This window comes from Desulfosporosinus sp. BICA1-9 (genome assembly GCF_000802135.1).
Genome location: NZ_JUEE01000066.1, coordinates 12980 through 32240, shown reverse-complemented (window position 1 = coordinate 32240; position 19261 = coordinate 12980). Strand labels below are relative to the sequence as shown.

Annotated in this window: 15 protein-coding genes; 14 read left to right on the top strand and 1 reads right to left on the bottom strand. The window is 42.2% G+C overall.

Going from position 1 to position 19261, the window contains the following annotated elements:
• Positions 1-65 precede the first annotated feature (65 nt).
• From JL57_RS08335 to fetB, 13 genes are all read left to right on the top strand, one after another.
• The gene (locus tag JL57_RS08335) at positions 66-1952 is read left to right on the top strand and encodes an NADH-quinone oxidoreductase subunit NuoF (protein WP_034141589.1); all 1887 of its coding nucleotides are present in this window, start codon (positions 66-68) and stop codon (positions 1950-1952) included.
• Between the two features lie 24 nt (positions 1953-1976).
• Complete coding sequence (locus tag JL57_RS08330; RefSeq protein ID WP_034141588.1) at positions 1977-3719, top strand: NADH-dependent [FeFe] hydrogenase, group A6; 1743 nt, start codon at positions 1977-1979, stop codon at positions 3717-3719.
• 336 nt (positions 3720-4055) lie between these two features.
• Positions 4056-4310, top strand: a complete 255-nt coding sequence (locus tag JL57_RS08325; protein WP_034141587.1) for a TM1266 family iron-only hydrogenase system putative regulator — start codon at positions 4056-4058, stop codon at positions 4308-4310.
• A gap of 2 nt (positions 4311-4312) precedes the next feature.
• Positions 4313-5728, top strand: coding sequence for a [FeFe] hydrogenase H-cluster radical SAM maturase HydG (hydG, locus tag JL57_RS08320; RefSeq protein WP_034141586.1), 1416 nt, complete (start codon positions 4313-4315; stop codon positions 5726-5728).
• A gap of 93 nt (positions 5729-5821) precedes the next feature.
• Positions 5822-7264, top strand: a complete 1443-nt coding sequence (locus tag JL57_RS08315; protein WP_291299851.1) for an aspartate ammonia-lyase — start codon at positions 5822-5824, stop codon at positions 7262-7264.
• Between the two features lie 17 nt (positions 7265-7281).
• Positions 7282-8568 carry a [FeFe] hydrogenase H-cluster maturation GTPase HydF gene (gene hydF / locus JL57_RS08310; protein ID WP_034141621.1) on the top strand — a complete coding sequence of 429 codons (1287 nt, stop codon included), beginning with the start codon at positions 7282-7284 and terminating at the stop codon, positions 8566-8568.
• Positions 8569-8683: 115 nt separating this feature from the next.
• Positions 8684-9730, top strand: coding sequence for a [FeFe] hydrogenase H-cluster radical SAM maturase HydE (hydE, locus tag JL57_RS08305; RefSeq protein WP_034141620.1), 1047 nt, complete (start codon positions 8684-8686; stop codon positions 9728-9730).
• Between the two features lie 566 nt (positions 9731-10296).
• Positions 10297-10914, top strand: a complete 618-nt coding sequence (locus tag JL57_RS08300; protein WP_034141585.1) for a hypothetical protein — start codon at positions 10297-10299, stop codon at positions 10912-10914.
• Positions 10915-10963: 49 nt separating this feature from the next.
• Positions 10964-13471 carry a DUF2339 domain-containing protein gene (locus JL57_RS08295; protein ID WP_034141584.1) on the top strand — a complete coding sequence of 836 codons (2508 nt, stop codon included), beginning with the start codon at positions 10964-10966 and terminating at the stop codon, positions 13469-13471.
• A complete protein-coding gene (locus JL57_RS08290) occupies positions 13461-14342 on the top strand; it encodes a hypothetical protein (RefSeq protein WP_291299850.1) in 882 nt (293 codons plus the stop codon). Before JL57_RS08295 ends, JL57_RS08290 begins: the two co-directional genes overlap by 11 nt.
• Positions 14343-14802: 460 nt before the next feature.
• Positions 14803-15654, top strand: coding sequence for an ATP-binding protein (locus JL57_RS08285; protein ID WP_291299849.1), 852 nt, complete (start codon positions 14803-14805; stop codon positions 15652-15654).
• Between the two features lie 48 nt (positions 15655-15702).
• The gene (locus JL57_RS08280) at positions 15703-16341 is read left to right on the top strand and encodes an ATP-binding cassette domain-containing protein (protein WP_034141582.1); all 639 of its coding nucleotides are present in this window, start codon (positions 15703-15705) and stop codon (positions 16339-16341) included.
• A gap of 2 nt (positions 16342-16343) precedes the next feature.
• On the top strand, positions 16344-17123 hold the full coding sequence (gene fetB / locus JL57_RS08275; protein WP_034141581.1) for an ABC transporter permease: 780 nt from the start codon (positions 16344-16346) through the stop codon (positions 17121-17123).
• Between the two features lie 189 nt (positions 17124-17312).
• Here the strand turns inward: fetB and JL57_RS08270 are convergent, their stop codons facing one another.
• A complete protein-coding gene (locus tag JL57_RS08270; protein ID WP_034141580.1) occupies positions 17313-18395 on the bottom strand; it encodes a cytochrome c3 family protein in 1083 nt (360 codons plus the stop codon).
• 422 nt (positions 18396-18817) lie between these two features.
• Here JL57_RS08270 and JL57_RS08265 point away from each other — a divergent pair, with 422 nt between their 5' ends.
• Complete coding sequence (locus JL57_RS08265) at positions 18818-19246, top strand: NapC/NirT family cytochrome c (RefSeq protein ID WP_291299848.1); 429 nt, start codon at positions 18818-18820, stop codon at positions 19244-19246.
• Positions 19247-19261: the final 15 nt, after the last annotated feature.

Genomic DNA, 19261 nt, shown 5'->3' with positions numbered 1-19261 from the left:
CGAACCCCGTACGTCGAACCACGAACCACGAATAAGGAAGCGTCACCGAAGGAAGGGAAAGCCATATGAAACTCAAAAAAACCGATGCCTTGAATGCATTACAAGCTCAAAGTCTTAAACTCCTTGAATCACGGCAGGCTATCGACTCTCTTAGCCCTGAAAGCGCCCAAGGTCTGGTTCGGCATGTTATGGTCTGTGGAGGACCTGGTTGCCACTCTTCGGGCAGTCCTAGAATCGCTGAACGTCTCAAAGAAGAACTGAGCAGACTGGGATTGTCTGAACAGATCAAAGTCTTCCAACCCGGCTGTTTTGGTTTTTGCGAAAAGGGTCCGATGATCGAAATTTTCCCCGATAACGTAACTTATTGTGAAGTCTCGGCAGAAGACGTAAGCACCATCGTCGAAGAACACTTCCTACAGGGAAAGCTGGTAGAACACCTTCTTTTTATGGATCCGAACACCAAAGAGCGTTTCGCTACCAATATTCCTTTTTATGATGGACAACTGCGCATAGCCCTACGTAACGTCGGATATATTGCCCCAGAAAATATTCTTGAGTATATTGCTGCGGACGGCTACCAAGCCTTAGCTAAAGTTCTTTTTCAGATGACACCGATGGAGGTCATTGACGTCCTTAAAGTCAGTGGACTGCGGGGACGTGGCGGTGCTGGTTTTCCCACGGGTGCAAAATGGGAATTTACGCACCAAAGTCAGGCTGATCAACGATATATCATTTGCAATGCCGACGAAGGGGATCCGGGTGCCTTTATGGATCGCTCTGTCTTGGAAGGTGACCCCCATAGCGTTTTAGAGGCTATGCTCATAGCGGGGGCTGCGATTGGAGCTTCCGAAGGATTTATTTATGTCCGGGCAGAATACCCTGCGGCGATTCACCGGTTACAAGTTGCCATTGTGCAGGCGCGAGACTACGGCTTACTAGGAAAAGGGATTTTAGGCAGTGATTTTAGCTTTAACATTGAGCTTAAATACGGAGCTGGGGCCTTTGTCTGTGGTGAAGAAACGGCACTGATCCATTCTATCGAAGGGGCCAGGGGGGAACCGACTGTCAAACCTCCGTTTCCCGCGGAGAAGGGATTGTGGGGTAAACCAACCTGTGTCAACAATGTGGAAACCTTGGCTAATATCCCCCCCATAATTTTAAAGGGAGCAGAGTGGTTTGCCGGGATTGGCACGGAAAAAAGCAAAGGTACCAAAGTCTTTGCCTTAGCAGGTAAAGTGAATAATGTAGGGCTTGTGGAAGTCCCGATGGGGACAACCCTCCGGCAAATAATTTTTGACATTGGCGGAGGTATTAAGCAACATAAAACGTTTAAAGCAGCACAAACTGGAGGCCCCTCTGGTGGATGTATTCCGACTAAGTATTTAGATTCCCCGATTGATTACGAATCCTTAGCCGCTATCGGCTCCATGATGGGATCTGGTGGGCTGATTGTCTTAGATGAAGACGATTGCATGGTCAATATCGCCAAGTTCTTCCAAGAATTCACGATGGATGAATCCTGTGGTCGCTGTACGGCTTGCCGGGTTGGTACCAAGCGTCTTTATGAAATCCTGACCAAGATCACGGATGGCAGAGGCACGTTAGAGGATTTGGCTAATATGGAGAAACTCTGTCATATCATCAAGGATACTGCCCTATGCGGTTTAGGGCAAAGTGCACCCAATCCCATCCTTTCCACCTTAAAGTATTTCCGAGAAGAATATATTGCCCATGTTGTTGACAAAACCTGTCCGGCTGGCGTTTGTAAGAGCTTGTTAAAATATGAAATCACAGATAAGTGTGTAGGGTGTACCCTCTGCGTTAAGAAATGTCCTATGCATTGCATCGCTGGCTCAGCCAAAAAGCGCCACATCATCGACCAAGAACGTTGCTTAAAATGTGGGGCATGTATGGAACAATGCCGTGTCATTGGCGCCATCGTCTGCCATTAAGGTATCCCTGAAGGAGGACTCCATATGGATATTCAACTAACGATCAACGACATTTCCCTGACAGTACCGGAAGGAATGTCCATTTTAGACGCCGCCCGAACCATCAACATAGATATTCCCACCTTATGCTACCTAAAGCTTAACGAAATGCATTACAACAATAACATCGCTTCCTGCCGAATCTGTGTGGTCGAAGTCGAGGGTCGACGCAATTTGGCCTCCTCCTGTTCAACCCCAGTGTCGAAGGGAATGGTTGTTAAAACTGATTCGCTACGTGCTATCCAGGCTAGACGAGCCATGGTGGAACTTCTGCTTTCTGACCACCCTAAATCTTGTTTGACCTGTGCAAAAAACCAAGACTGCGACCTCCAATCCTTAGCGGCGGAATTAGGCGTACGCCATATCTCCTATGAAGGGGAAGAATCTGAGTTTGAAATCGACAGATCGAGTTCTTCCATTGTTCGAGATCCTAACAAATGTATTCGCTGCCGACGCTGCGAAACAATGTGCAACGAAGTACAGACTGTAGGTGTTTACTCTGCCGTAGGGCGTGGTTTTGAAACGGTGGTTAAAACGGCCTTCGATTTATCCCTTAGTAAAACTGCTTGCACGTTCTGCGGACAATGTATTGCGGTATGTCCCACTGGAGCATTGACTGAGCTGGATCAGGTCGACAAAGTTTGGAAGGCTCTCAACGATCCCAATCAATTTGTCGTTGTCCAGACAGCTCCTGCCGTACGGGTCGCTCTGGGGGAGGGATTCGGTTTAGAGCCGGGGACGATTGTTACGGGCAAAATGGTGGCTGCTCTTCGGAGGCTTGGTTTTGACCGCGTCTTTGATACGGATTTTGCGGCTGACCTGACGATTATGGAGGAAGCAACAGAGCTTGTTCACCGCATACAACATGGCGGACGTCTGCCTCTTCTGACAAGTTGCTGCCCCGCTTGGGTTAAATTCTTCGAACATCAATTCCCGGATCTCTTAGACATTCCTTCAACCTGTAAATCCCCTCATGAAATGTTAGGGGTCTTGATTAAAAGTTATTATGCGAGAACCCTGGGAATTGATCCAAAAACCATTACCGTTGTCTCTGTCATGCCCTGTGTTGCTAAAAAATACGAAGCGGCCCGTCCTGAACTCTCGCAAGGGGCAGAAACCGCAGATGTGGACATCGTTATTACCACCCGTGAACTTGCTCGCATGATCCGCGAAGCCAGCATTCATTTTGATCACCTCAAAGACCAAGAGTTTGATCATCCCTTAGGGGAATCGACCGGTGCTTCCGTAATTTTCGGCACAACAGGCGGAGTTCTCGAAGCCGCCTTGCGGACAGCCTATGAGGTACTCACCGGTGAAACTCTGGAGAAAGTGGAGTTTGAGGCTCTCCGAGGAATGGCTGGACTTAAGGAAGCGGTCATCCCGATCAAGGGACGGGATTATCGAATTGCGGTCATTCATGGTCTGGGTAATGCTCGTACTGTCCTTGAAAGAATCCAAGCCGGGGAAACCAATTACGACGTTATAGAAATCATGGCTTGCCCAGGAGGGTGTATCGGAGGCGGAGGACAACCCTATCATCATGGAAACCTAGAAATTCTTTCATTACGAGCCGGAGCTTTATACCGTGAAGACCGCGCCAAGCCCTTGCGCAAGTCGCACGAAAATCCGGCCATTATAGGTCTGTATAAAGATTATTTGGGCGAACCATACGGAGAAAGAGCGCATCAATTGTTGCACACCACCTATACGGCACGTAAGAAAATCTAGTCAGTAACTGGATTAGCTCGAATGATACAGTGGGGGTCTCAGTCGACTCTCGCTGTATTATCATCAATTGTGTGAGCTATGTGAGGCGTAAAAAGCATACATAATAGGGCTTTGGAATGGAAACATTTTATAATATCGAGCGTCTTTGTTCATGTGATTGAATAACTTGATATATAATAGAAGTATCTGTTGTGCTGGAGGTTTCTGACACAATGGATCTATAGCATACTTTTACCTGATTGTAAGGAATTTTCTGAGCAAAAGGAGAAGGGTTAATCACTAAGGGGCCTTCTTACTATTTGTAGAAGGCTTTTTTTATTCTGGAGGAAACATAAGATGAAGAAGAGAATAGGGGTTATAGGCATAGTTATTGAAGAATTTGAAAGCGCTAATAGGGTTAATGAGACTTTACACGATTTAGCGGGCATCATAATTGGCAGAATGGGTATCCCTTGTCCGGAGAGGGGCATATCAATTATCTCCTTGATCGTGGAGGGAACCTCGGATGAAATTAGTGCTATGACGGGTAAATTAGGGAAAATTAAAGGGGTTAATGTTAAATCAGCCTTAACTAAAAAATTGGAGGATTGACGATGAAAGAGTATTCGGCGAAGGACTTTATTATTGATGAAGAAATTCAGAGTTCTATGGAAGAAGGACAGGGTAAGGCCAACGATAAAAACTGTGTAAGCGCAATTCTTGAAAAGGCCAAGACTTGTCAAGGATTAACGCATAGAGAGGCAGCCGTGCTCTTAAATATAGAGGATAAAAACGTTCTGGCAGAAATGTTTAAGAGCGCCAAAGAGATTAAGGAGAAAATTTACGGCAAGAGAATTGTTATATTCGCCCCCCTTTATATTAGTAGTTATTGTATCAATAGCTGTGTCTATTGCGGATACCAAGCTTGTAATGAGAGTCTGAAGAGAAGTAAACTGACCATGGAACAATTGGAAGCGGAAGTGAAAATCTTAGAATCGCTAGGACACAAACGAATTGTCATAGAGGCGGGAGAAGACCCTGTTAATTGCTCCTTGGATTATGTGATTGAGTGCATTAGGAAGATATACTCCTTGAAGTTTGATAATGGAAGTATTAGACGAATAAATATCAACGTCGCGGCTACGACCGTAGAGGATTATCGACGCTTAAAAGAGGCAGATATCGGTACCTATACTTTATTTCAGGAGACGTATAATCAGGAAATTTATGAAAAAATGCATCCTACAGGTCCCAAACATAATTACAATTGGCATACTACGGCCATGGATAGAGCCATGGAAGCTGGAATTGGAGATGTCGGGATTGGCGTATTATATGGTTTATATGACTATAAATACGAAACCATAGCCCTGCTGATGCATGCTGAACATCTCGAGGAAGCCTTCGGCGTTGGGCCACATACCATTTCAGTTCCTAGATTGAGAGCCGCTGAGGGAGTGGATCTGAGTGATCTGCCTTATCTTGTTGAGGATGATGACTTTAAAAAGATAGTTGCTGTTTTGAGGTTGGCTGTTCCCTATACCGGAATGATTCTCTCGACAAGAGAAGAAGTTGGTTTTAGGGAAGAGGTGTTAGCCTTAGGAATTTCTCAGATTAGTGCGGGTTCTTGCACAGGAGTAGGCGCATACTCGAAGGAACATGGAATCAATAATACGGAAGAAAAACCACAATTTGAAGTGGCAGATCATCGTTCACCGATGGAAGTCATTAAGAGTTTATGTGTTAGTGGTTATGTACCAAGTTACTGTACGGCCTGCTATAGAGAAGGAAGAACCGGGGATCGGTTTATGGTCTTGGCTAAGGCCGGCCAAATAGGTAATGTTTGTCAACCCAATGCGTTACTTACCTTTAGGGAATTTCTCCTAGATTACGCCGATGATGAGCTGAAAGAATTAGGACATGAGGTCATCGAAAAGGGGCTCCAGGATATTCCTAAAGAGGGGGCTAGAAAAGCAGCCCTTGAAAAACTTCAGAGAATCGAAGCTGGAGAGCGAGATTTAAGGTTCTAAATTTTTACAAATAACGAAAGGGAACTTCTTCAGTTACTTTCATTGCTTGGGAAAAAGGCTCAGAAATAACGGCAGTCTGGGTAGGGGGATAATATGAACTATAGACTTGAAATGGATCTGATCGGGGAACGAAGAATCCCGGAAATAAACTATTATGGTATACACACAAAAAGGGCCCTAGAGAACTTTAATTTAGGGTCCAAAAGGGTCAATCTGAAGCTTATCTATGAAATTGCTCTGGTTAAAAAAGCGGCAGCCATGGTGAATAAAGAATTAAAGAAACTGACAGAGGATAAAGCAAATGCCATCATTCGAGCAAGTGAGGAAGTCATTGAAGGAAAGCTTAATCACGAATTTATCGTAAGTGCTTTTCAAGGGGGAGCAGGTACCTCCACGAATATGAATGTCAATGAGGTTATTGCCAATAGGGCTATTGAGATGTTAGGAGGAGCAAAAGGGAATTATGATGTTGTACATCCATTGAACGATGTTAACATGTCGCAATCGACCAATGATGTTTATCCGACAGCACTGAGAATCACGGCAATTCACATGCTCAGGAAATTAAGTAATTCCCTTGCGCAACTTCAGGAAGCACTGCAGAAAAAGGAAAACGACTTTAGCGATGTGATTAAACTTGGCAGGACAGAGCTTATGGATGCCTTGCCTATGATGCTCGGACAAGAATTTGGTGCTTATGCCAAGGCCATAGAAAGAGACCGCTGGAGAGTTTACAAAGTAGAAGAACGATTAAGACAGATTAATCTGGGAGGGACAGCCATCGGCACAGGAGTCAATGCCTCTCAAAAATTTATCTTTATGATTACGGATACCATTCAGGAGTTAACAGGATTAGGTTTAGCTAGATCCGACTATCCTATGGATATAACCCAAAACAACGATGTTTTTGTAGAAGTTTCAGGACTCTTAAAAGCTTGCAGCACGAACCTTTTGAAAATATCCAACGATTTAAGATTATTATCATCCGGCCCTAAGGGAGGGTTTGGTGAAATAGAACTTCCTCAGATGCAGGCTGGTTCGACCCTTATGCCGGGTAAGGTCAATCCGGTCATACCTGAGATGATCGGCCAAGTGGCTATGAGAGTCATGGCCAATGACATTGCTATTACGATGGCTGCCTCTTCAGGACAGCTCGAACTCAATGCCTTTATGCCCCTGATCGCAGAAAGCTTGCTAGAATCACTAGAGCTTCTAGATAATGGAGTTACGATCTTTAGAGAGAAGTGTATTGAGGGAATCATCCCCAATAAAGATAAATGTCAAGCTACTCTTGAAAAATCAGCAGTACTGGCTGCTGCTTTAGTTCATCATATGGGCTATGATCAAGCCGCCCATATAGCCAGAAAGGCTCTAAGAGACGATATGACAATCAGAGAGGTATTGAAGGAAGAAAGTGCTTTTTCTGATTCCAGGATCGATGAGATATTGAATCCATTTGAAGTGACTAAACCAGGAATACCAGGCATACGAGGAATCGCCAGTATGGCCGAAACGCCAGGAGGGCCAGAGAAGTGATCGTGCGGAGGGATATCATGAGCTTAAATGAAACGCCCAGAGGTGTCAGAATACATTTAGCACTATTTGGCTTGAGGAATGCAGGGAAATCCAGCGTGATCAACGCCATTACAGGGCAGGAAACGGCTATAGTATCGGAAGTTAAAGGTACAACGACTGACCCGGTTTTTAAAACAATGGAGATATTGCCCATAGGACCATGTGTGATCATCGATACAGCAGGAATAGACGATGTAGGGGAATTAGGAGAGCTCAGGCTAAAGAAGACCTTGGAAGTTCTCGATATTACTGATGTGGCACTACTTATTGTAGATATCAAGGTAGGAATCAGTAACGAGGATCGGCTTATTATGGATAGATTTAAGGAAAAGAAGAAACCCCTGATCGTAGTTTTAAATAAGATGGATACTCTTGAGAACGGAAATAAAAACAAAAACGAAGAGGAAGATGAAATCGAAGTTGAAGATCGAGAAATAAGAGCAAGTAGTCTCCAAGAAGAACTAAACACCCCGGTCGTTGCTGTCTCAGCTCTTAAAAAGCAGGGAATTAAAGAATTGAAAAATGCAATTATCTCAGTTATTCCTGAGGCTGAAGATAAATTTAAAATTGTAGGGGATTTAATTAACCCCGGTGATTTTGTGGTGCTTGTTACTCCGATTGATAAAGCGGCCCCCAAAGGAAGATTAATCCTTCCCCAACAACAGACGATTAGAGACATCTTAGAAAGCGATGCTATGGCGGTTGTTACCAAAGAATACGAACTAAGAGAAACTTTAAATAATTTGGTCAATAAACCAAAGCTGGTTATCACGGATTCACAAGTTTTTTTAAAGGTTGCCGCCGATACCCCCAAGGATGTTTTAATGACCTCATTTTCAATCTTATTTGCCAGGCAAAAAGGAGATTTAACAGAATTTATTAAAGGTGCCAAGGCTATCGAAACGCTTAAGGATGGCGACAAGGTTTTAATTGCAGAAGGGTGTACCCACCACCGGCAATCGGATGATATTGGTAGTGTGAAGATACCCAGATGGATACGTCAGAGAACAGGAAAGCAAATAGAATTTGAATTCTCTGCGGGTATTACCTTTACGGAAGACGTCAAGAAATATGCCCTTATAGTACATTGCGGAGCTTGTATGATGAACAGAACAGGGATGCTCAGCAGAGTAGAACGTGCCAAAGATCTGAAGGTACCCATTGTGAATTTCGGAATTCTCATAGCCTATATTCAGGGATTACTGCCAAGAGCGCTTGAACCTTTCCCACTGGCTAAGATGATCTTGGAAGAAGAGCTAAGCTAAAGGGCGGGGGGACAGTTGCCTTGTTTCACCTTCCATTTCCTGAAACAACGCAACTGTCCCCGTGTTTCACGGTTATATGAATTACACTGGAGGAGGGGGTGGTTTCATGAGTATCATGCAAAATCTATTAGAGAAAATCTATCTAACGAACGATCTCTCTAACGAGGAAATCACGTACCTCTTAGAAAACATAACTCATGAGGATAGAGAGGTCCTCAATAACTACGCACTAAAGACGAAACAGGCGTATTATGGGAATAAAGTTTACTTGAGAGGACTTATTGAGTTTTCAAATATTTGCCGTCAAGATTGCCTGTATTGCGGAATTCGAGCTTCCAATGCGAAGGTAAAACGTTATCGGTTAACCCCGGAAGAAATCTTAGGTTGCTGTGATCAAGGGTATGAATTAGGTTATCGGACGTTTGTCTTGCAAAGTGGTGAAGACCTTTGGTATACAGAGGAGATCCTCAGTTCTTTGATTCAAGAGATCAAAAGACGTTATCCAGAGGTAGCCATCACGCTATCGATCGGCGAACGGAGAGTGGGAACTTATCAAAGGCTCTTTACCGCCGGTGCAGATCGCTTTCTGATGCGTCACGAAACGGCTTCGAAAGAACTGTATGAAAAATTACACCCGATGATGAGCTTTGAGGAGCGCCGGACCTGTTTAAGTTCTTTAAAGGAGATTGGCTACCAAGTGGGAGCCGGGTTTATGGTGGGGCTTCCCGGACAAACGTTCGCTGATTTGGCAGAGGACTTGCGATATTTAAAGGAACTCTGTCCGGACATGATCGGAATCGGGCCCTTTATTCCTCACAGTGAGACGCCTCTGGGTGCAGAAAAGGGCGGAACGCTTAAAGATACATTAGTGATGGTGGCACTGGCGCGGTTACTTATTCCGGAGAGCCTGATTCCTGCCACGACGGCACTTGGCACTCTGCATCCGCAAGGCAGGGAGCTTGCCTTGAAAGCGGGCGCTAATGTCGTTATGCCGATTATTACTCCAACGTCAGTCAGAAAACAATACGCACTTTACGAAAACAAGATTTGTGGGGACGATCATCCGGAAGATTGCCGATATTGCATAGAGCGGAGAATTCAGTCGGCGGGCTTTGAAGTGGATCTGGGTAGAGGGGATAGTTGGAGGTTTATTGAAGTGTAATCTTTTTAGTATATTAACGCTATAGAGAAAATTCGCCGATACCTGAAATGGAGTGTTGCACAGTGTCTAAACTAGTGCAAATAATCAATAAAAACGATAGGCCTAGCAGTAAATTCTGCTGAGCTTTTTTGCTATTTAGCACCAAAAATTATTTATTGGTAGACTAAGCTATTATTGCTAACGTGCAGCATTGCATTTATTTTTTAAACTTATTACCCATACCCATAAACTACCACAAGGGAATTTGTTGAGTTTATCGTATAGAAAAAATGGAAAGAAAATTTCAAAAAAATATGATAAAGGAGAGGACCTAATTCTACAAGACCTCTCGGGCAAAACGCTCGGGAGCAAAGCTGACCTGTGTGATGTAAGCTTGAAAAAAGGTAAGTAAATAAAAGGTATATCTAAGTCCACATAGAATAGTTAGTTAACACCAGAAAATGGCTGCTGATTAGGATAAAATTCCATAGATCATCCTTTAGCATTTTGTCGGCCGTGGCAATTATCGCGACCTTAACGACGCTGATAACGGATTATAAGGCGAATTCACAATTTCGGAGGTGGATATGAGGTCTGAATTTTTCCGTGTTAAGATAAAATGGATTATATTGGTAACGGTTATGTGTTTTCTTTTGGTCGGAACGATTTATAGTCTATCTCCGTTTCCAATCAAAGACTCCATTTCATTTGTCTCGCAGAAGAGATTTGCCGTACCTATATATACCAGCTTCGAACTTCAAGGGAAAAACCAGTGTGCAGCGTATTCTGCTGCTTTTGTTCTAAGAAACTTAGGTGAACAAGCTAAAGGTATAGAGGTTTATGCTAAGATTCCTTTCAAAATCCCTATTTCGGGGTATGTTTTACCGAAGGGTATACTAACATATCTTCAGTCCCAGGGACTAAAACCAATGATTTATAAAGGGGACATGTCTTCACTTAAAGCTAGACTTGTTCAAGAGACTACCCCGGTTATCGTTTTGGTTGGTAATGGGCTCTTTTGGCAGCATTATATGACATTAGTAGGATTTGATGATGATAAAAGTGAGCTATATTTCGTCGATTCCAACAAGGGTAATGACGAAAATGCTGAGCTGCCAGGAAATAGGACTATGACAAAAGACTATTTCTTAAAATGGTGGAGCAATGGGTTACCAGTTTTCAATCACGTTTATATAACGGTGTGAGAAACATTGTGACATCAATATAATAACTAACAAGAAAGGTGGTGTATTCTTGAGCAAACAAGATGATTTACAACAGCTTTTAGAGAAATATTATGATTTTACGAATGATTTCGATAAGGTAATTGCCAATTATAAGACGGATGAAGTCCTAGCTTATAACAAGGAATTGCTAAGCGAATTAGAAAAAAGCAAAAGATTGATATCCGAGTTACAAACCAATATTCAGAAACTTACTCAGGAAAATTCTCAGTTAAAAACATCCTTATCAGAACTTATTCTTGATGAAAAACTGCAAATCCTTAAACTCTCCAAACAGAAAATCGATAATTACTTCTTATCCTCCGAATTGAAAGGGCAGAACTTGCTGCGAGCTTTAGAGCAAACGGCTTTAGGTAAGATAAACGACATTTTTAAGGAAACGGAAACTGTCCTAGAATTAAATAAAAGAGAGGTGCTGCAAGAGATCACAGCCCTTCAAGTCAAAGTGAAGAACGCCGTCAAAAACCAATCCACACTTTTCTCCTCAAACACGAGTCAGCTTAAAGAGAGTGTTGCAGCCTCCTATACGGATTTGGCTCAGGAAACGGTGAGTGAAGAGGTTTTCCAGAAACGACTTCGCAATAACAACTTTGAACTTAAATTTGGACTTAATTGGCTTAACTGGATTGGGGCATTTTTGATTCTGCTAGGCATCATGACGTTCGCTAAATACTCATATAGTCATTGGTTAGGGGGCTATGCCAAAGGTGTTTCTATCTTCTTAATTAGTTCCCTGTTTTTAGTCATTGGGGAATTTCTAATGAGAAAAGCCTATAACCAATTTGCCAAAGGGGTTATTTCCATTGGAGTTGGCGGATTGTACAGCTCAATCCTGATTAGTTATTTTGTTTTAGAAATTATTACCCCGCCTGTTGCCCTTGGCTTATCCTTCCTAGTTTCCATGGCTTCCGTCCTGTTGGTTCAACGATATCGCTCCAGAACCATCAGCGTCTTCGCCTTACTTGGAGGGTACTTACCAGTATTTCTCTATCACTTCACCGTCTCAGATATTGGAGATCTGTCCTCACTTCTCCTCGTCGCCTATGTTCTAATGCTCAATTCTTCTATTATGGCGACATCCACCTTTAAGAAGTGGAATAGTGTGAAATACTTTAGTTTCATATCCGGTATGCTTTTCTTTTTGGCAACCCTTGAATTTAGTCAAAATGTCTATATTAATATCTTCTACAGCTTTGCCATCTTTCTGATGTACACTACAATGTTCCTATTAAACCCATTGAAAGCGAACTTTGGCAAATTAATTCCTGCAGATATTTTGGTTTTAGGGATTAATACCTTACTTACTTCTATCATTACCTATCTGTTATTTGCAGGAGATCCCTTACTCAAGGATTATAAAGGAATCCTCTCTCTCGCATTCTGCGCAATCTATTTTGTCTTAGCCAAGGGGGTTGAGAAGAAAATACCTAAACATGACGCTAACACTGTCTGGTTGTTCTATATCTCTTCGTTAACCTTCTCGTTTCTTATAATCCCTTTTCAATTCGGCTATGTATGGCTTAGTTTAGGGTGGGTGACCGAAAGTCTTATCCTTATCCTTTTTGCCCTAAAAATCAAAAGTAACTTACTTGAGCGGATGGGTTGGATTGCTTATCTTTTGGCGTACTGCAATTTCTTTATTAAACCCTTTTTTTATCAACAGTATTATCACATAACCTATTTGCTGATGGTGGCAAGTTCTGTTTTCTTACTATATTCCTACTTCGTCACAGGAAGGCATAGAAACTACCTCTTCACTTGGAAGTATACTTTCTTAGATATCTTTAAGTATCTTGCCCTTGCAAGAGTCTTAATTTATATAATAGATGAATTGCGATATTTATTCGAAAACTACTTGCAACAGATCTATAATGAAACGTTTTACCATGCGGTGGTGTTTTTTTTAGCTATTTATCTCTATATAAAAGTTCTTCAAAAGACGAGTTGGCTCCATGACAAAGTAATTCTCTGGGCTGTCACAGGATTATCTGTAGGTTTCGCAGGTGGAATAATTCTTATGAATGCTGTGACCCGTGTTTTTAATTTAACCCACCCCAACCTTTTGTTAGAGATACTCTCTCTGATTGTTTTAGTCGGGCTGAATGGTTTAGCGTTTATGAGTTTAAAAGAATCTGTACTCCGCGTATTAGCCTTAGTAAAACTCAATTTAGAGATATATCCCGTTGTCTTGGCGGGTTACTTGCTTATTACGAGTTCATGCTTTTTAACGGGTCAATTCTATTGGGTACGTTATATCAATTTTGCCTTAAACGTGATGTATATGGGGTATGCCTTTGCCTTCATACGCTATGGATTTAATAGGAACTATGTTCTTATTCGTCGGGCAGGTTTGGGATTAGCACTTTTGGTCTGTGTTAAACTCTTTCTCGTGGATTTGGCGGGTCTTGATACGTTGGGCAGAATCATTTCCTTCTTCGGGATTGGAGCCATTGCCCTGCTGATCTCCTATGCGTACCAAAAAATGAGCAAGATTCAAGCAGTGACTTATGATGCATAAACTTATCATTACTATCCTACTTAGCACTTTTCTGCTTGTGGCACCCGCGTACGCTGAGAACAGTTTTCTATATTCGAAACCAATTCAAACGGATAACTCGCCTGGGTATAAATTCGTTGTATTGGATAAAGAGGTCTATGCCCACAGTAACCAGCTTCAGGACATAAGGATTTTTGATGAAACGGACGAAGAAGTCCCTTATTTCCTCGACTCGATCCGTGATGCAGCGACTTCCAAAGAAAAAGAAAGCTTTATTCAATCTTCTGAAGAAGCCCCCTTTGTCATAACTCAGGTGAGAAACGATACAGTGATTACGATTGAGGTGAACCATCTTTTTGCCTTTCGCTTAGAATTAAACACTAACGACATGTTTGAACGGAATTACGCCCTTTATGGACTAAACGGTGAGACGAAACGGTATCTCTTAGAAGGAAGACTTGCAAATCTCCCCTTAGACCCTTCTCTTCCAATTAAAAAGGATATCGTGTGGTCGGATACTAACCCCGTCGATCAACTCCAACTCGTTATCCATAACCGTGATGATAAACCCATTAATCTGAAGTCCGTAAGGATCAGCTACTATCTCAACAAACTGATCTTTAAGGATTTAGGAAACACTCATTATCGATTAGCTTATGGAAACAACGCTATCAACTCACCCCACTACGATATCATGGATTATAAAACTACCGTAAAAAAGGAAACTCTGATTCCCGCTACGTTGGGAGCAGAAGTTTCAACCCCACCTAAGACGCAACTACCGGAGAGTCCAACGAATTACAAACTGCTTTTTAACCTCACGATTTCCGCTTTAGCTTTGTTATTAATAATAGGCATTGGGTTAAGTTTAAGGAAAAAGAATCCTAAATAAGATAGAGCGAAGAATTCAGTTGGTTGGCAGTTTATCTCATGGAATAAAAGAATAATTTAACCTAAATAAGACCTCTTGGGGGTAACTGCGGGAGGCCTATCGTTATTTTAGCGGGATTTCACTATACTTAGTTTTTTTCGTAATAAATGGAATTATGTAAAGGGTTTATTTTAACAGGCTATTAGATACTATACGGCGCTATATTTTGAAGGATTTATCTATATTATGTAGAAGTATTTATGAAATAAATTCGGATATAGAAATAGTTGGAGGTGAAGTTTATTAGCTGATTAAGAATGTTTCTGCTTTGCCATGTGTTTTGATAGTAACACTAAATGGTCATTCTTCTTCAGAAGGAATTCAACCGTCAGATACTGAACTCAGTTAGACCCTGGTATCTGGCAAGAATTAACCACCTCATGGTATAAGAGGATTGTATTATGACGGAATGGAGTTTTGCATGATTACATTAAGATTCTATAGCATTGAAGATTGGGAAAGCTTTGTAAATATGAAAAGTGAATTGATAGAGTTAAAGGCACAACTACTTAACCTTCGAAGAATGGTTGATGAAAGAACAAAGGAAGTGAAGCAAGAGACTGAGAAAAGGGAACGAATTGAACATGAAGTAGCTAAACTAGAACGGCTTAACATCATCGGCCAATTGGCAGCTGGTCTTGGACACGAAGTTCGAAATCCAATAACTACAATAAGAGGCTTTCTCCAGATGCTCCAGAACAAAACTGATTTGCTTACATACAAGAGCTATTTCGACCTAATGATAGAGGAACTCGATAGAACCAACTCGATAATTACTGGTTTTTTATCTCTAGCCAAGAATAAACCAACAGAGTTGAAACGACAATGTTTAAACAAGTTGTTAGCTAACCTATTTCCATTACTACTAGCAGATGCCTATAGCCAAGGTAAGAAGTGTATCTTTGAACCAGGAGATTTAGCTGATCTGGATATTGACACAAATGAAATTACTCAACTGGTGTTAAACCTTGCCCGTAACGGTCTTGAAGCAATGCCCCCAGATGGGTGCCTTACTATTAGCACATTTATGGATGGACAAAACATAGTCTTAAGTGTTAGAGATGAAGGACCGGGCATCAATTCAGAACATATATCTAAACTTGGGACCCCATTTTTTACGACTAAAGAAAGTGGCACGGGTCTGGGCTTGCCGATGTGTTACAGTATTGCCGGTAGGCATAATGCACTAATAGAATTTGAATCTGGTCCAGATGGAACTACTTTTTTAGTCCGATTCTCCCAACCGATGGAAAAAACACACAGTGAGAATTAAATATCAAAGAAATAGAAGAATAGTGACAGTAAGGAAGTGGTTGCGCGGATGTTTACGCTACGCGGAGTGAAATACAAGGATATTTTAGATATTAATGAACTGGATATTCCTGAGCAGAGGATCACCTGCATCGTAGGGGAAAGTGGAAGCGGCAAAACTACCCTGTTAAGGCTATTAAATCATTTAATTAGCTATGACGAAGGGGAAATCTGCTTTCAGAAAACTCCACTATCTCTGTGGAATCCAATTGAATTAAGGCGGAAAGTCATGATGCTTTCTCAGTCTCCGGCAATTTTTGAGGGAACTGTAAGGGATAACTTATTGATCGGATTTAAGTTTTGCGAAAAGCCGCCCGTAGAGGATAGTCAACTGCAGGACGCATTGGAAATCGTTCGATTTCATAAAGATCTATCACAAGACTCTAATTCATTATCTGGAGGGGAAAAACAACGCTTAGCTCTGGCTAGAGTACTGCTGCTGGAACCTCAAGTTTTCCTTTTGGATGAGCCCTCCTCCGCCCTAGATGAAGAAACAACCCAATTTGTGATGGAACAATTGGTCCAGCATGTCAAGCATTTAAAGAAAACCATGCTTATGGTTACCCACTCTAAAGCTGTGGTTCAAGCCTTTGCAGAGCATGTCGTTGAAACCAAAAAAGGTAAAATTGTCCTAACAAAGGAGGCCTAGCCATGCAAGGGAGCATCGACTTGTCGATTTGGCAATTGACTGCGGCCTATATTTTTATTCTTTTACTCATTGTAATTGTTAGGCTCAAAGGGATTCCGAGAGAGAAAGAAATCCTGATTTCTTCCTTGCGGATGACGATTCAGCTGGTACTCGTAGGTTACATACTTGCTTATGTCTTCGAACATAGCCATCCCGTTTATGCTCTGGTGATAATCGCGATTATGCTCATCTTCGCCATCTATAACATCTTTAACCGGACCAAATCACCGTTATCAGCTGAGATAAAAAAGATCATAGCCCTTTCCATGACCGTGGGCATCCTTGCCAGTCTGATCTATTTTATTCTTGTCGTGTTACAGGTGTCACCCTGGTACGAGCCAAGATATGTGATTCCGATTGCAGGCATGATTATTGGCAATTCGATGACGGGCATCTCCCTTGGCGTTAAAACGCTTGTAGAAGGAATGACGACGAATAAACAACTTGTGGAGGCAGCTTTGATTCTTGGAGCGACACCAAAAATGGCCTCTAAGCAGATTGTGAACAATGCCTTTGATGCCGCTATGCTGCCGACCATCAACTCCATGGTCGGGATGGGTATTGTCTTTTTACCGGGCATGATGACCGGTCAGATTCTTGGCGGGGCCTCGCCCGTTGTAGCGATCGAGTATCAAATCGCTGTGATGCTGGGGATTGTTGGCAGTGTTTCGTTGACCGTATTACTTTTTGTACAGTTAGGCTACAAAACGTTTTTCAACTCCCGAATCCAGATGAAGATTTGACAAAAGAATGTAATATGGATCGTCATAGTTAACATCGAATGGGAAGATCACTAAAAGAATAATTACAAAGATGAGTGAGCCCTAAAAAATTGTTCAAAAAACAGGGCAGGTAATGCATGAAATATGCATCACCCACCCCGTTGGTTAGTATTGTTGGTAACGTATGGTCTATTATATTGGAATAAAGAGTTATTTTGCTAGTTCTGGTAAGAGTTTCTTGATCAACTCTATGACAGTCGGATTCTTAATCTCGACAGGCTTTGTTGCTGGATCATCTTGAAGATCTTCATATTTTATGGCCCCGAAGCTGTGATCTTTTGTGAAATGTCCTTGGGGATCAGTTGGGTTCTTCCACATGAGTTTATCGAGGTCGAAGTTTATTCCAGCATGACATTTAGCGCAAATTTCTGTCGGCTTATCCGCCACAAGAGTAGCGCCGTTAGCATTGGCTTTATGGGGGTTATGACAAGTCTGACATCCATTTAATTGTGAGCTCTGAGCATGTTTACTGGCAAAGAAGTCACGGGTACCATAGTGGTTGTTCGCAGTAAAGTTACCTTGAGCGTCTTTGGCCGGATCGCTCTTATGACAATTCATGCATGAAGTTCTGGCGGTTTCACGGCTCAAGGTTCCCTTCTTGTCAGTGGCACTTGCATGGTTTCCAGCGGGGCCATGACACGATTCGCAGGATATACTAAGATTGTCGGAAGAATTTTCAAGGCCTGGTGCATGACATTTTCCACACGTAAATTTTTCTGCAGTCCAGTCGGGCTTACCATCTTTGTCAATATCATTTTCTTTAGGAGCCTCGACCGTCCATTTGTCGTCGGTTTTCTTAAGCGCACCGACGCGATAAATTTTCTCCTTAAATCCGGCGGCGGGTATTTCTGCAATAATGTATTTGTCCACCATGACTCCATAGACCTTCGCCTTGGATAAATCGAGCGTCGTGGAAGTCGGTTTTTCGGTGTTAACCGCATCAAATATTGTAATTGAAGTTAAGGGCTTGTCCAAAGGATAATCAGATAGGGGTTTGAACGCTGAGAAATGTTTTGTTTTAGGGACGGTCTCGAATGGCTGAGGGTGGCATTGTTTACAGGCGTTGTCTCCTATATAGGCGATCTTGGCGACGTTACCGACGTTGTCGATAGGTTGTGCCCCGTTTAACGGGACAGTGGGGGCTGGGGCCGGCGCTTTATTACACCCTGCGGTTAAGGCCGTTAATAATACAAGGGATATAATTGATACGAAGAGAGGATTCTTTGCGTTCATATCTCGACCTCCTTTTAATACTTCAGGGAAAACTAATTAATCATTATGTTGGTTTTGTGCTATTTGACCATCTCCCTAGTTAATAAATCACTTGACTCACTTTACGTTCTTAGTTTGCTTATAAGCTTATAGGAAAATGCTTAATCTACTAAAAAGAGTAACATAAATTAATGGTAATTTTAGCATTATTTGGAATATGGAATTTTGGGAGTTGTTTCTAAGGAATGCTTAAATGGTTCGGTTTCCTTCTGTCTTTTTCGAAAATAATATGAATAGTTGTGATATAATTTTTAAATATTCTAAGAACACAAGGAATTGTTAACTCCATCAGGAGTATGCTTTTTAAGCGGGGGTTGAAAGGGTTTTGAGATCAAATTGGGCGGATGGGATTCCCGCTTAGGACCGAAGAGAGGAGGGTGAACGTGGGCAAGTGGAAGTCTCTAAAAGCACTTTTTCTATTGGGGGCAATAATTGTGATCATCCCCATAGCGGGTTGGGAGGCTATAGAATATACGTCGACCGATGATTTTTGTACCCAATGCCATGTTATGAAAGTCTATCGTGAAACGGCTTTTCATACTGCGCATCGAGCACCACAGGTTAATTGTAAGGATTGCCATATTCCTCAGGATAATGTAGTCAGAATGATTGCCTATAAAGGGTATTCAGGCGCTAAGGATATCTACTCCAATGTGATGGGACCTCCAGAAATTTTACATACAACAACCATGACCAAGGGTATTATTCAAAAAAATTGTATTCGCTGCCATAGTGCTACGGTTGAGACTATAGCCACGACGGATGCTCAACGCTGTTTCGAATGTCATAGAGCAATTCCCCATGGGAGATGAGAATAGGAGGTTCAA